This is a genomic window from Lentibacillus sp. Marseille-P4043 (genome assembly GCF_900258515.1).
In the GTDB taxonomy this organism is placed as follows: domain Bacteria; phylum Bacillota; class Bacilli; order Bacillales; family Amphibacillaceae; genus Lentibacillus_C.
This window is the reverse complement of record NZ_LT984884.1, coordinates 1954786-1969093: the sequence shown is the minus strand read 5'-3', so window position 1 is coordinate 1969093 and position 14308 is coordinate 1954786. Positions and strand designations below refer to the sequence as shown.

The window sequence follows — 14308 nt, the reverse complement described above, 5'->3', positions numbered from 1 at the left end:
TAGAATTGTAGCATAATTCTAGTAAATGTTCCGAATAAATAATACGATAACCCTTTTGAAAGCGCCAACATTTTTTTCTTGTTGCCCCATCATAAAATTTGTATAATAGATTTAATTCTATTAGAGGTTGTTCAAAAAGTCAGTGAAAATGACACATCAAATTTCTTCGTTATATTGTGAAATTAATTAGTAGAATGATATAACAACATGCAAACAAGGAGGATTAGTATGTTTTCAACAACATGGAATTGGTTATGGGACAAGCATGACCAGGCAAAAGAGTTATTAAGCTTTTTTGTTAAACCAAATACATCCAATGCAACCTCGGGCGGTAAACAAAGCACCGCTGAATCCGGTAGTGGTGGAAGTGGCAAAAATGAGCGCCATTATAAGCCTGCACAGTTAATTGGATTATTTTTAGGTCCTATTTTATTTATTTTAACGTTAGCATTCTTTTCACCAGAGGGCTTATCAGATGCTGGACAGGCTATCTTGGCAAGTACGATCTGGATTGCTGTTTGGTGGATGACAGAGGCAATTCCGATCCCAGCAACATCGCTATTACCAATTATTCTATTTCCACTTTCAGGAGGACTAGACATCGACACAACCACATCATCATATGGTGATGACACTATTTTCCTTTTCATGGGTGGATTTATGATAGCGCTCGCAATGGAAAAATGGAATCTGCATAAGCGGATCGCACTTAGCATTATTTCTATTATTGGAACAAATACAGATCGAATTATTCTCGGATTCATGGTTGCGACGGGATTTTTATCGATGTGGATTTCTAATACCGCAACAGCTATGATGATGGTACCAATCGGTCTTGCAATTATCTATCAAGTATCCGAGGCATTAAAAGATGACGATTCGATCGATACATCAAAAGAAAACTTTGGATTCGGCAAAGCACTTATGCTAGGTATTGCGTATTCCGCTTCACTTGGCGGTGTCGGTACATTAATCGGAACTCCACCGAATACATTGCTTGCCGGTGCTATTGAAAAAACATATGGTATTGAAATGTCCTTTGCAAGTTGGATGCTTTTCGGTGTACCGCTTGCATGGGTATTCATTTTAATTGTTTGGTTCTACCTTGTTAAGATTGCACACCCGTTAAAATTAAAATCATTACCAGGTGGAAAAGCAGTCATTCAATCAGAGAAGAAAAAACTTGGAACAGCTTCATATGAAGAAAAAATTGTATTTACTGTTTTCATCTTGGCCGCTCTTGCATGGGTCACCCGATCATTCTTACTTGAACCATATGTGAACGAAAGTATTAATGATGCCATTATCGCCATGACTGCGGGAATTATTTTATTTATCATCCCAGCGAAAAACAAAAAAGGGGACTTCCTGCTTGATTGGGAAACAGCAGTTAAATTACCATGGGGAATTCTGTTACTATTTGGTGGCGGGCTTGCGATTGCCGCAGGATTTGTTAATTCAGGTCTTTCCGAGTGGATCGGTAACCAACTTAGTGCACTAGAGGGAGTTAATATTTTCCTTGTATTGCTGGTTGTATCAGGACTCGTTATTTTCTTAACCGAATTGACATCGAACACAGCAACAGCATCCATGATGTATCCAATCATGGCATCACTAGCAATTGCGCTAGGTGTTCATCCATATACAGTTATGGTTGCAGCAAGTGTTGCCGCATCATGTGCCTTCATGCTGCCGGTTGCCACACCACCAAATGCCGTTGTTTTCGGATCGGGTTATTTACGGATTCCAGACATGGCCAAGGCTGGTTTTGCATTAAATATCCTTGGCATTATTTTAGTAACACTAGCCGTTTATTTCCTTCTCCCATTAGTATGGGGGATTGATTTAACACACGTTCCAGAGATGTTTAAACAGTAGAAAAAAAGGAAGAAGCAGTGCGGCAACGACATTGCTTCTTCCTTTATTTACCGTTTTCTTCCTCTTATATTTTTAAATGGTATGGATATTAAAAGTAAAATAATTCCAATAACCAAAACAACGTAATGAATGATTAATGTATTTTCCTCAAATACATAATACGCCCCAAACGCGGTCAGGATCCAACCAATTATCTCCATAAATAATCGCATATTAATAACACCCCCAGATCATTTTCGGGCTACTTTTTTAGCACGTGCTTGCATCGCGGTTACAAAAACTAAATAGGCAACAGGGAGAACTCCTGTTAACAGCACAAGACCTGACCAGCCGGTTTGACTCCATACCGGCGCAAGCGCTGAACTACCGAGTGAGACACCAATATAATAGGCAACTAGATACAAACTTGATGCACTTCCTTTATGATGTGTGGCCTGTTCACTAACGGAGGCAGCAGTAAGTGAATGTGCGGTAAAAAATCCAAGGCAAGCCACACATAGCCCTATTATGATTATGACTACAGATTGGGCTAACGTTAAAAAGAGACCAATGGAAAGTGTCACAATTCCCGCCATACGAACCTGCCGTAATCCTAAACGACCAGCAAGCCAACCAGCTAATGGTGATCCAACAACTCCTAACCCATAGGCAAAAAACATATTCGAAACTGCCTCAAGCGACAAGGAAAATGGATCTGCTTGCAAATGAAACGGCAAGTACGTCCAAATTCCGGTAAACGAGAACTGTAAGACAACCCCCAAACCAAATACAAGCAATAATGCAGGATTTTTTAAATGAAATAAAAAGGCTTCAATATCACGAGAAAATGATTGATTACTAGACTCAAAGTTTTGTGATTTCGGTAGCATAGTGAACACGGCAACCAGGATCACCAGACCAACACTCGCCAAAAAATAAAATGCTGTTTCCCATGAATAATGATCCGTAATAAAACCAGTGAGTACCCGGCCCATCATGCCTCCTAGTGCGTTACTGGAAATATAAAGCGCCGTTGCAACACCAACACTACGCTTCTCAACCTCCTCATTTAAATATGCAAGTGATGCTGCAGGAAGTCCAGCCAGTGCAAAGCCTTGCAGCAAGCGCAATGCTAGTATAATCATAAACGAATCGGTTAACGGAATTAATAGAAACGGGATGACAGAACCAAGCAGTGAAAATTTAATAAATATGGTCCGGCCATTCCGATCTGAGAAGAAGCCTAGTACAATCAAACCAACTATTAGTCCAATGATCGTCAGTGAAATTGACAAACTAGACGTGGACACAGACACTCCAAAAGCATCAACGAAAACAGGCAGGAGTGGCTGGACCGCGTACATACTAGCGAAAACAAAAAATGATGCCAGTGCCAAGCTTATCGTTATTTTCCAAAAGTAAAAATCACGCATTGTATATGTTCTTTGTTGCATTGTGTCACTTCCAATAGCTAAAGCTTTTTTTCACGTTATTATTAGTCATCAAGTACATATTTGTCCCGTCCGGCTAAGGAACCAAACGTAATTACGATAAGTGCTACACCGATTAATGTTAGAAGCGGTACTGTCCATGCATGTGTTACATCGTATAAATATCCGATAAATATCGGTCCAATTGCTGCTAATAAATAACCAAGCGCTTGCGCCATCCCAGACAATTCAGCTGCTTGCTTAGCAGTCCGGGCACGCATTCCCAGAAAAGTCAGCGCCAACGGGAAAACCCCACCCAGCGCTATCCCGATCAATAGCGAACAAATAATCATCACAACAAAGGAATTACCAAGCAGCAAGCCTACATACCCACTAATAGCACTTGTTCCCAGAAAGACCACAATTGCCCATTGTGATTTCAGTTTTCCTGCAATTACTGGTACGAGAAAACTAAAAGGCAAACCAATAATCTGTGTCATGGATAACATCCACCCAGCAGTTCCTATACTTACTCCATAATCATGTAATATTTCGGGCAACCATGAGATCGTGACATAAAATAAGAACGATTGAAACCCCATAAATAAAGCAACTTGCCATGCTAACGGGGACTTCCACATGCGATTAGCATCCGTATTTGCATATCTTACTTTTTCATCATCATCATTAGACTTATTTTTTTTACTAAGATAAATCCAGATGAGAATACCAACTATCGCTGGGATCGCCCAAACAATTAATGCGGCTTGCCAACCTAATCCTAATCCCTTTGCAATCGGAATACTCACTCCTGACGCCGTAGCAGCAAACGTCCCCATCGCTGTCGAATAGATTCCAGTCATTAATTCCACTTTTTCTGGAAATTTTTCCTTAATCACTCCAGGTAACAGGACATTACAGATTGCAATACCAAGTCCAACAAATAGTGTTCCAATGAATAAGAGGGCTACTAATGATACCGTTCGAACAGCAATTCCGAACAGAAGTAAAATAAGTCCAATTAACAATGCCCGCTCATTTGAAACACGATTACCAAGCTTAGGTGCGAGGGGTGACATAACCGCAAAAGCGATTAACGGTAAACTTGTTAATAATCCTGCACTCCAATTTGAAAGTCCAATGTCATCGCGAATCGTTCCAATCACTGGTCCAACCGATGTAATTGCTGGACGCAAGTTAAAGGCCACCACTATGATTCCAACCATTAATAGAAAGCGATACGCGCGCTTCACATTATCCTTATACATTGTATGTTCTACATTCACAAAGACGCTCCCTTTCTAACTCAAACTCATCTTACATATCATAGCATACCTAAAGTGATGAATGATATATTTTGGCACGGTTGGTTTATTCAACAGTCCGAAGTATTTACTGCAATTTCAGAAAAAATTATTAATTTCAATGTTTATTCTACAAAATCCGACAATTAATCCGATATAAGTAATATAAATATTTTCATAATTATAAAAACAGGAGAAAGGTGATATCCATGCAGCAAAAGAAACAAAGCCAACACAAGCACGGAAATAGGCAAGATAATATTGGAAAGACAAAGAAGAACAAATCCTTACTCAATCAAATTCTACTACCTTTCATTACACTAATTATCATTGCTGGGGCAGTGATTGCTTTTACAAACTACAAACTAAGTATGGATACAATCATTAACGAAAAAACGGCTAGTGTTAAGACGCAAATGGAAGATTTGAACGATATCTTTGATCTGTTTTTTGCCAATACAGAAAATACGTTAAATCGTTTTACCGAAAGTAACCTTTTTGTCGATAATGACCCTGATAAGCGCAAGGAATTATTTAATTATATTGGAGAAACGGTAGACACAACAGATACCATCGCCAATGCGTACACCGGAATTGATAAGGGTGGGGAATTAATTATTTACCCGGAAGCAGACCTGCCTGATGATTTCGACCCACGTGAACGTGACTGGTATAAACAGGCTTTAGCTGCTGATGGGAAAACAATTTGGACCAAACCATATGTTGATGCTGCAACTGGGAAGACAATTGTAACAGCGGCACAGTCTTATTCTGCAAATGGAGAAATCATTGGTGTTACTGCTGCAGATGTTTACGTTGATACATTAATTGAAATGACAAACGAAATTAAAATAGGGGATTCTGGCTTCGCTATGATTATCAACCAGGATGGTGATTTTATCGCACATCCCGATGAAAAACAAATCGGAAAAAGTGCATCAGATCTTCCTTTTTATGGTGAAGTCAATGAAACAGATACAAGTGGAATTGTTAACTACAAAGAAGATGGAGAGGCCAAAGTTTTTGGATTTACCAGAAACGAAGCAACAGGATGGATGTTAGGCGAAACTGTTTTTAAAAGCGACTTTCAGAAACAGGCAAGCGCGATAATTATCCCGATCGTTATTACCTTAGTAATCATTTTGCTTCTAGCGATTGTTGTTTCTATTTTCAATGCACGTCGAATAACGAAGCCGATCAAGCAGTTGCAAAGCACAATGAAGGAAGTCGAAAACGGGAATCTTTTAGTAAAAACAGCGATCACATCAACAAACGAAATCGGACAACTATCGGACAGCTTTGATAACATGCTCAAACAAATGCGAACCATGATGGTAAAAATCAAAAATGTTTCATTAAATGTATCAGACGCATCGCAAACACTGGTAGCAAGTGCGGAAGAAAACACTGCATCGGCAAATGAAGTCTCAACCACGATGGAACAAATCGCAACAGGTGCAGGAGAGCAATCCGGGTTGATGGAGCAAAATGCATCAGCAACGGAACAACTTTCAACATTAATCAAACAGATAGAGAATCATAATAACAACATTTATGAAAAGGCCAAAGTTATGATTGATACCTCTGAAAAAGGTAGCGAAACAGTAAGCACGCTTCGTAAACAAACGGAGGAAACTGGTCAACTGACAAGTGATGTTGTACAAGCAATCCAGTCACTAGATAATAAATCAACAAACATTAATGAGATCGTGACAAAAATTACTGATATTGCCAACCAGACTAACTTGCTTGCCTTAAATGCCGCTATTGAGGCAGCACGTGCTGGGGAAAATGGTCGTGGTTTTGCTGTTGTAGCCGATGAAGTTCGAAAACTTGCTGAACAATCCGAAAGCGCACTCGGTGATATCGCCTCATTAATTGATGAAATGCAAACAGAAACGAAGCAAACCGTAACATTAATTGGCAAAACAAGCGACGTTTTTCAAACACAAAAAATAACTGTAGACGAAACAGAACAATCCTTTTCAAGTATCCAGCAAACGATTCAAACGAATAATCAATTAATCGCGGAAGTAATGGATATAATGAAAGCGATCGTGGATCAAGAACAACTTATTTCATCCAACACACAAAACATTGCGGCAATCAGCGAAGAAACCGCAGCCGGGACTGAAGAAATTTCTGCATCAATTGAAGAACAAACCGCATCGATGGAACAATTAAATCATCTGGCTGAGGAATTAGAAGCGTATGCGGCAGCAATGCAAACACAAGTTAATAAGTTTAAGATTGAAGATTAAGCAGAGCTATGAGTCATTCGTTTTGAATGGCTCATCTTATTTTCGCATGAATTATTACCCAGGAAATAAACAATCGGAACTTGTCGTAATTTACCTAATGGATTCCAAGATTAAATTGGTGCATTGAAATACTCAATTGCCTTGTTCGAAAAAGTAATTGAAGTGAAATAATAATAATAACGACTAAGCTTTACCTTTTTCCTTTTCACAACCCAGATATATGGTATACTATAGGTATAAATATGCATATACTTATAAAAGACCACAGCTGCAACTGTGGTCTTTAGATAAGCGGTTCCCCCAGGGGATACGGCTATCCGAGAATAGACCTCTCCCAACAACACTTTTGCGGGTTAATAGGGAGGTCTATTTTTTATTGATTATTCTTATTACGAGTGTGAGTAGCGCAATTAAGAATGTGCCAAATGCGAACATGACCATAATTACCTCGTAAATACTCAACGGCCTCACCACCTTTTTATCAAAAGGGCCAGCCGACCAATCCCTAAAAGAACGTTATCTAGTACATAGTATAGCACAAATTCCATTGAAATAACCACACAAACAGAACATTTGTTTGTATTCAATTCTCTTATAACCTTTTTTGCTAAGCCTTTTGGATATAGGCATTCTGGACTATTTTGACTTGGATGACTCTATTTAACGAACCTTTTCAACAATATACTATACTAGTACATTACAAGCTAGAGTGCTTGTATAGTTTATTATATGCATAAGACGGTATCGTTTAACATTGCATTTGTGGGGGGTGTCGGTGTGGAAATTACATTGTGCATGAAAAGGCAAGGGCTTTCAATCACGGATAAGCGATTATGATGAAGTTAACTCCTAATAAGAAAACAAATCCAGAATGAAAATGTTAATTCATTCTGGATGGACATCTTTTATTTGATTAGGAAACCAAATATGGCATAAAGGCTTTATTCAATTCTTCCATCCACCTCTGAAATCTCGGAGTCAATGTAAATTGCAACACCTCTTGTACTTTGCCATATTCTTTTAATTCACAAGAACTTACAACAATTTTAAAGGCATCTCTAACTTCTGTAGTTAATGATTTGCTTTCTTCCGTTAAAATATCATCAGGTAACCCGATAACCGCCTTTTCAATTGACGAAAAGGCTTGAACAGTTTCGCTAAACAAAGCAATGGTTTCTTCAAATTTTCCTTCTTTCAGTAACGCTTGTATATGCTGCAGACCTTCATAAACTGTTTCCTGTAACATTGTTGTTTGTTTCATAACATCGATGTATTTTTCCATTTTAGATCCTCACTTTTATGTGTAGTTTAATAATCGAGTCGAACAATAATGCCTCATTCTGACAATGAATGAGGCATTATAATTCATCACTAGTACAAACTGTTTACATTCCCCCACCAAACTGTTGCATGAGGTAAGTTGACTGAGAGTTCATTCGCTGTATCGCTTTCTCCATTTCCGTGAATTGACGCCAGTAACGATCTTCCACCTTTGTCAAACGGTCTTCAAATGCTGATATGCGATCATCCAAATCACCCAGGTTTTTACCGATTGTATATTGACTTTCTGTTTTATATGTGTTTCCTGCCTTCTCTGTAATTGAATCCATTACCTGATTGGCAGAGTCAGACAGTCTTTGTAAAATCCCTTTTTGACCGTAAGCTGAACTATCATTCGTAAATAATTCTTCTATTGCCTCAGGGTTTTCTTGAATTGCTGATTTCAATTCTGCTTCATTAATTTCCAATTTTCCACCTTCGAGATAGTTCGCTGTTGTATCAATACCAATACTAGCCAATTGTTGATATGCAGATGGAATATCGCTGTCTTCCACAGGAGTATAAAAATCCCTACGTAAAGTATTTAATGCACTAGATAAGGTTCTGTCTCCTTTTAGCATTCCACTTTTTGCCTTTTCTTCCCATAATTCCTGTTCATGTTCTGACATACCTTCACGCTGTTTCTCCGTTAATGGGCGGTAATCACGGTATCTCTCTTCTTGAAGTTTATCTTGAATTTTTCCAATCATTTCATTGTATTTGTCGACAAATTCTTTAATATTATCAAACACAGCACCACTGTCGTTGGAAATATTTATCTTAACATCCTTGCCGTCTTCTTCTGAAAATGTCTTTTTTAATTGAAATGTCACACCAGAGATTTCAAATGAATTAGATGTTCTATTTGTTTCTAAACCATTCAATGTAAATTTTGCATTTTCTCCCCCGATCTCTTCTGTGCTTTCTGTAAAAAACAACTGTTCAGTCATAAAATCCCCTGATGTTATAATTTCATCCTCTGTTTCACTAAAATTACCTGTTTCTGTCCTAGTTAACGACATTTGACCCGTCATTTCATCATAGAACATATTAACACCGGTATCAGCACTATTAACCTCATTAACGAAAGAATCAAGTGATTGAGATGCTTTAATATTAAATGCCTTCACATTCCTCCCATTTTCTGTATGGGCACCAAGGCTGAAACTCGTATAGTTATATTGATAATTTACTTCTACCCTTGATTCAGCAGGTATAGAATGGCCTTCGTTCATCGTAATAACACCTGTTTGATAGTTAATTTCACCAACAGTTTCCCCAGTACCTTGGTCATTTTTAACAACAATGTTTTTTCCTGATGTTGTATATTTGTCGTCACCGATTTTTAATGTGAAATCTGATCCATTATAAATGTTCTGATTAGAAAGTTTGATCTCATGTCCTTCTTTTGTGGTTGTCATTTTATCTACTTGATAATTAGTAGTATAGTTGAATTTTACTTCCGTGCCTTTTTTTAGCTTACTTTTAAATTCTAATTCACCTACACCATCATCATTAACTTTAAACAAAACCGTGTCTTCCGTTAAATTTGAACTCTCAGAAACTACTTCATAATACTTGTTCCCTACTTTTACTGACATTTCATTTGTATTATCTTTCTTTATACCTTGATCTAGATTTATATTAACTGTTTTAGTTTCTTGCTTAGTAGAAATAGAAGCCTGCTTTACACTACCGTGATTCCAACTAATGGGGTTAGATGCTGGATCACCATTTTCATCATACGTAATAAATTTCGAACTTAACTCAGCAAGACTTTTACTCGAATCTACTGATGATGCATTATCAAAAATACTATTCCCATTTACTTTTGTTGCAGAAGTCGCAAGTTGTGTCACTTCAGAGATATTGTATGAAGTTTGTCCTGCTGCACTTGTCGCAGTTGCTGATACTAGGTCTCCATTAGTAGAAGATGTAGTTCTCGCACGGAATGTAGTTGACATTTTCATATCTGTTAATTGCGATCTGAAATTTAATAACATTGTGTTCGCTTCACGATAAGCATCCCGCTGCCACGTTAGCCATGTCCGGTCCTGGTGCATCTTCTGTAGTGGCATTCGTTCCGCTTTCATTAGTTTTGATACAAGGGAATCAATATCCATACCCGACGCAAGACCGCCAATTCGCATATCTGATGACATGATTATTTACCTCCAGAGTTTTTATCTATTTAATATTACTTGTTTAAGATGTTTCCTTTTATATCGGCTGAAGTTAAAAATTGTTTAGGGAATTGATTATAAGAACTATTATAATCAAATCTTCTAAAGCAGCCCAAGATACCGTTCTGTACAAAAGTTTACAGTTGCTGTTACTCCTTCTTCTTCGTCACCTGCGCAACAATAATCCCCAAAATAATCAGCCCAGAACCGGTTATCACACCAATAGACATTTTTTCATCAATAATGAGACTGCTGAAAAACAGCCCGAATATCGGGACAAGCAGCGTTGATATTGTCGCCGTTACCATATCAATCAAACTTAAAATAAGAAACCAGACCGTAAAACATAGTGCAGATGCCAATATACCTGTAAATAAAATATAGTAGATACTATGTATGTTGAGATCGATTGGCTGATTCCATTCCATAAATAACGTTGCAATAATTATACCGATTGTGCCGAAAAGCATTTGATAGGCATTGACCTGCAGCTGTGGTAAGTGTTGGAGTTTGATACGATAATACACATTAGAAATTGCCCATGAAATCGCAGCAATAATGATTAAGATTTCGCCAAAAAGGACCTGGATATTTTGACCAATCCAAATATCCCAGCCTAAAATTGTCAAAAGTCCCATCATGCCAATAAGCAAACCGATAAACTTTGCTGGTGTCAATTTCTCGTTTAGGAATTTTGCCGCAAGCAGACTGCTCCACATGGGCATTGAATACAACAACACGGAGGATTTACCCGCATCTACAAATCGAAGACCATACATAACAAGCAGAAAAACAATGGATGTCTGTAAAATTCCCTGAATAAGCAACTGTTTCCAGTATTTCTTTAGCGGAAAACCTTTTTGGGACAGCCATACAATTAGTAGTAACACAATCGAACCTGTGCCAAATCGAAATGATGAAAAAGTAAAAGGCCCCATATAGGCAAGCACTTCCTTCATTAGGACCCATGCATACCCCCAAAGGATTGTAACAGTTAGAATTAGCAACCACATAATGACTTTATTTTTTTGCAATATGGTGGTAAAACGATTGGTTTGACTTTGCAATTTAATCCCCCTAGATTGCTAGACTTGTATTTATGATAGCAGTTCACTCAGGATTGACCAACCAAAAGTGACCAAAAAAAATAAGCCTGCCGTTGCACGCTTTAGTTTGCTGTTCTTTGTATGATTGGCTTGGTAACCCGTCTTTTCAAAAGTTCTTCTACCACTAGGTTAATGTTCTGATCAATTTTTCGAATGTTTTGCTGCAATCCATTTAAATCCAATCCTACATCATTCATTCTTACTTCTATATCTGCAACAAGTTCATCCAAATGAATTCCGCTAGTTTGTAAATCTTTTACTTCATCCGCCATGCCTATGATCGCCTGCAGTAAGTCTTCCATTAACTCCTTGGTCAACATATTCCCCCCTAACATCACGCTAATCATAGCACGAGCTCGATATACCTACAAGTGTCTTTTGAACGAAACATGTATTCCATAATGGGTAAATCTGTCTATGTTCTTTTTTGATTGTTCAACAAGAATGAAGTGATTTCACGCAACAGCGGTAACAAAAATTGGCTAGCATCAAGTTTAGGAGAAGGTAGTTGTACTGTTACTTTATTCCTGATTTTTCACTATGCTAGGTGGGCATTAAATGTAAAAAAGGCTTTTTCTGTGGAGACTTTAGTAAACTTCCTTTTGCAATAGTGTTATGTCAGCTTTGGCTTCTAAAATATCATTGGAGAGAATTGTAACCTTTTGATCTACTTTTCGAATATCCTGTTTTAGTTCATCTTTCATGTCTTTCATTTCTATTTTAATGCTTTTCGTTTCTGACTTCATTTCTTTCATTTCGGCTTGCATGTCTTTCATTTCTGACTTTATTTCTTTGATTTCCGTTTTTATATTGGTCGTTTCCCCTTGCACATTCTTTACATCAGCTGACAAATCATGAATGGCTTGAAATAGATCTTCCATCGTTATCTCACGCACACTATTCGCCCCCTTTATTGTTAGTGTATTAATAGTAGCATGGTCGACATTTTTCAACAAGCGAACATAATATGAAATTTCACTGGTAATTAGGGTGGAAAAGAAGGTTTTTTCTTCTAGAACAAAAAACACATTTGTGTCGCTTCACGAAGCATATTGTCCAATTTTAACGCTCACCGAATCACTCACTTACATCTTCCACCATCAACTCAACCAATGCTTCCTGATACCCAGCTTTTCCCAAGATTCGCATCTCATCAGCAACCAAACTTAATTCATCATTTGTAATCCCATGCAATTTCTCCAAACGCTCAGCAGTTAATTCCTTCACTGGTGCAGTTTTCTGATAGGCTGCAAGATTCATCCGCCATAGTTTGGCATGATTAGGATACCTATCCAACAGCCTTTGTGCCATACCAAGTCCTTCTGGATCGAAATCACCAGCATAATGAAGGGTACATCCTTCTTCCACTAATAAGTCCATCAACATTAATGCCGCTAGTTTAAACTGGCCATTCGTGCAAATGATAGTCATGTCAGGTTTGTAATCCAATAATGTGGAGCAAACACCTGAATTTTCAACGATCCATACATCACTTCCTTTTGCCGGGTAAACACGATCGACCGAGGTCAGTTCACGCAATGGAATATTTTGCACTGTATGGTAGTCCACCGCAGCCTGCCATACTGGATGAACAGCTCCCCTAGTTTCCGCATAGAACCCAGCACAGGTGACGAAATTCAGTAAATCATCACGGTAAATGTGATAGTTTTTCAACAGCTCATTAACTGCTTCGGTGCTAGATGGCACGCTAATCTCGCCATTCATCTTAATAGCTAAAACGTGTAGCAACATTTTTCCAAGATCGGTATGCAAATCAAATGCGTGTGGGTCGGCTGTGATACGCTGACTGAACATTGGAAGCCGTTCAGCTGTAGCAGGCAACGAATCGAGAGCTGTTGCCAATACGCCAATCAACTGAGAAAATTGGTGCGGATCATCCTCTGCGATCCTAAGAATCCAGCGACCTTCCACAGGTGAGCCTGAAAGATGATCGAGCCAGAATGTCATGACAGGATATTTTTCTTTTAAACTACATAAAAGTGTATGCAATTTTTCTTCCTTGTTTTGTTTCAACTGCTTTTTAGAAATAACCACCTCACCAAAATAAGTGTCGAGTAGTTGCTTCAAACTTACACCTTGAAAGCGCGTATCCTGAAGCTGTTGCTCAAATGCCACAACGGAAATCGACTTTTTTGCCTCCAGCTTGTCCGCTGACATACCGAAAAATCTGCCAATTACCTCAAGTTCATTACGAGAAAACAACCGAACGGGGATGGTTCCCCCAATACGGCCGAGTGATTCATATTTTTTCCGGAATTGCTCAAAAAGTGATTGATATGCTTTTTCACTTTTAAAAAATGCTGTTGCTTGTTGTATATCATTTCTCATGGTAATCCCTCGAATTAAATTTTTTTGTGGTTGATAAGCGAGTTCGAGCCGGGTGTGCGCGACTTCTCGGCCTGAGTGCACGACTTCTTCGCCCGAGTGCGCGACTTCTCGGCCTGAGTGCGCGACTTCTCGGCCTGAGTGCACGACTTCTTGGCCCGAGCGCGCGACTTTTCGGTCCGAGTGCGCGACTTTTCGGCCCGAGTGCGCGACTTCTCGGCCTGAGTGCGCGACTTTGCGGCACGGGTGCGCGACTTTGCGGCCTGAGTGCGCGACTTCTCGGCCTGAGTGCACGACTTCTTCGCCCGGGTGCGCGACTTTTCGGTCCGAGTGCGCGACTTCTCGGCCCGAGTGCGCGACTTTGCGGCCCGAGTGCGCGACTTCTCGGCCCGAGTGCGCGACTTTGCGGCACGGGTGCGCGACTTTTCGGTCCGAGTGCGCGACTTTGCGGCCCGAGTGCGCGACTTCTCGGCCTGAGTGCGCGACTACCGATGACGCAGC

The 14308-nt window shown here is 39.2% G+C and carries 13 protein-coding genes; 3 read left to right on the top strand and 10 right to left on the bottom strand.

Going from position 1 to position 14308, the window contains the following annotated elements; genetic code table 11:
- Positions 1-228: 228 nt before the first annotated feature.
- Entirely contained in the window at positions 229-1878 is a 1650-nt protein-coding gene (locus tag C8270_RS09535) for an SLC13 family permease (protein ID WP_106496604.1), read from the top strand.
- Between the two features lie 47 nt (positions 1879-1925).
- On the opposite strand, the gene C8270_RS19950 is transcribed toward C8270_RS09535, so the two are convergent.
- Genes C8270_RS19950 through C8270_RS09525 form a run of 3 tightly spaced genes read right to left on the bottom strand, consistent with a single transcriptional unit; the run spans position 1926 to position 4555 of the window.
- Complete coding sequence (locus C8270_RS19950; RefSeq protein ID WP_158701685.1) at positions 1926-2090, bottom strand: hypothetical protein; 165 nt, start codon at positions 2088-2090, stop codon at positions 1926-1928.
- A gap of 18 nt (positions 2091-2108) precedes the next feature.
- The gene (locus tag C8270_RS09530; RefSeq protein WP_106496603.1) at positions 2109-3311 is read right to left on the bottom strand and encodes an MFS transporter; all 1203 of its coding nucleotides are present in this window, start codon (positions 3309-3311) and stop codon (positions 2109-2111) included.
- A gap of 41 nt (positions 3312-3352) precedes the next feature.
- The gene (locus tag C8270_RS09525; RefSeq protein ID WP_106498500.1) at positions 3353-4555 is read right to left on the bottom strand and encodes a CynX/NimT family MFS transporter; all 1203 of its coding nucleotides are present in this window, start codon (positions 4553-4555) and stop codon (positions 3353-3355) included.
- 245 nt (positions 4556-4800) lie between these two features.
- Here C8270_RS09525 and C8270_RS09520 point away from each other — a divergent pair, with 245 nt between their 5' ends.
- A complete protein-coding gene (locus C8270_RS09520; protein ID WP_106496602.1) occupies positions 4801-6852 on the top strand; it encodes a methyl-accepting chemotaxis protein in 2052 nt (683 codons plus the stop codon).
- 366 nt (positions 6853-7218) lie between these two features.
- Here C8270_RS09520 and C8270_RS09515 read toward each other — a convergent pair whose 3' ends face one another.
- The 7 genes from C8270_RS09515 to C8270_RS09485 all read right to left on the bottom strand — a co-directional run bounded on the left by C8270_RS09515 (position 7219) and on the right by C8270_RS09485 (position 13810).
- Positions 7219-7323: a putative holin-like toxin gene (locus C8270_RS09515; protein ID WP_267894864.1), complete on the bottom strand. Its 105-nt coding sequence runs from the start codon at positions 7321-7323 to the stop codon at positions 7219-7221.
- A gap of 442 nt (positions 7324-7765) precedes the next feature.
- Positions 7766-8134, bottom strand: coding sequence for a hypothetical protein (locus tag C8270_RS09510; protein ID WP_106496600.1), 369 nt, complete (start codon positions 8132-8134; stop codon positions 7766-7768).
- A 103-nt stretch (positions 8135-8237) separates the two neighbouring features.
- Complete coding sequence (fliD, locus tag C8270_RS09505; RefSeq protein WP_106496599.1) at positions 8238-10334, bottom strand: flagellar filament capping protein FliD; 2097 nt, start codon at positions 10332-10334, stop codon at positions 8238-8240.
- A 170-nt stretch (positions 10335-10504) separates the two neighbouring features.
- A complete protein-coding gene (locus C8270_RS09500) occupies positions 10505-11422 on the bottom strand; it encodes a DMT family transporter (RefSeq protein ID WP_234028531.1) in 918 nt (305 codons plus the stop codon).
- A 101-nt stretch (positions 11423-11523) separates the two neighbouring features.
- Positions 11524-11778 carry a hypothetical protein gene (locus C8270_RS09495; RefSeq protein WP_106496598.1) on the bottom strand — a complete coding sequence of 85 codons (255 nt, stop codon included), beginning with the start codon at positions 11776-11778 and terminating at the stop codon, positions 11524-11526.
- A gap of 270 nt (positions 11779-12048) precedes the next feature.
- Positions 12049-12357, bottom strand: a complete 309-nt coding sequence (locus C8270_RS09490; RefSeq protein ID WP_106496597.1) for a hypothetical protein — start codon at positions 12355-12357, stop codon at positions 12049-12051.
- Positions 12358-12538: 181 nt separating this feature from the next.
- Complete coding sequence (locus C8270_RS09485; protein ID WP_106496596.1) at positions 12539-13810, bottom strand: TIGR02679 family protein; 1272 nt, start codon at positions 13808-13810, stop codon at positions 12539-12541.
- Positions 13811-14095: 285 nt separating this feature from the next.
- Between C8270_RS09485 and C8270_RS19945 the strand changes: the two genes are divergently transcribed.
- Positions 14096-14284, top strand: a complete 189-nt coding sequence (locus tag C8270_RS19945; protein WP_158701684.1) for a hypothetical protein — start codon at positions 14096-14098, stop codon at positions 14282-14284.
- The last annotated feature ends 24 nt before the right edge of the window (positions 14285-14308 follow it).

Bases quoted from the DNA above. Each gene is read 5' to 3' on its own strand.
- C8270_RS09535 (WP_106496604.1), top strand. From the start codon at position 229: ATGTTTTCAACAACATGGAATTGGTTATGGGACAAGCATGACCAGGCA.
- C8270_RS19950 (WP_158701685.1), bottom strand. From the start codon at position 2,090: ATGCGATTATTTATGGAGATAATTGGTTGGATCCTGACCGCGTTTGGG.
- C8270_RS09530 (WP_106496603.1), bottom strand. From the start codon at position 3,311: ATGCAACAAAGAACATATACAATGCGTGATTTTTACTTTTGGAAAATA.
- C8270_RS09525 (WP_106498500.1), bottom strand. From the start codon at position 4,555: ATGTATAAGGATAATGTGAAGCGCGCGTATCGCTTTCTATTAATGGTT.
- C8270_RS09520 (WP_106496602.1), top strand. From the start codon at position 4,801: ATGCAGCAAAAGAAACAAAGCCAACACAAGCACGGAAATAGGCAAGAT.
- C8270_RS09510 (WP_106496600.1), bottom strand. From the start codon at position 8,134: ATGGAAAAATACATCGATGTTATGAAACAAACAACAATGTTACAGGAA.
- fliD (WP_106496599.1), bottom strand. From the start codon at position 10,334: ATGTCATCAGATATGCGAATTGGCGGTCTTGCGTCGGGTATGGATATT.
- C8270_RS09485 (WP_106496596.1), bottom strand. From the start codon at position 13,810: ATGAGAAATGATATACAACAAGCAACAGCATTTTTTAAAAGTGAAAAA.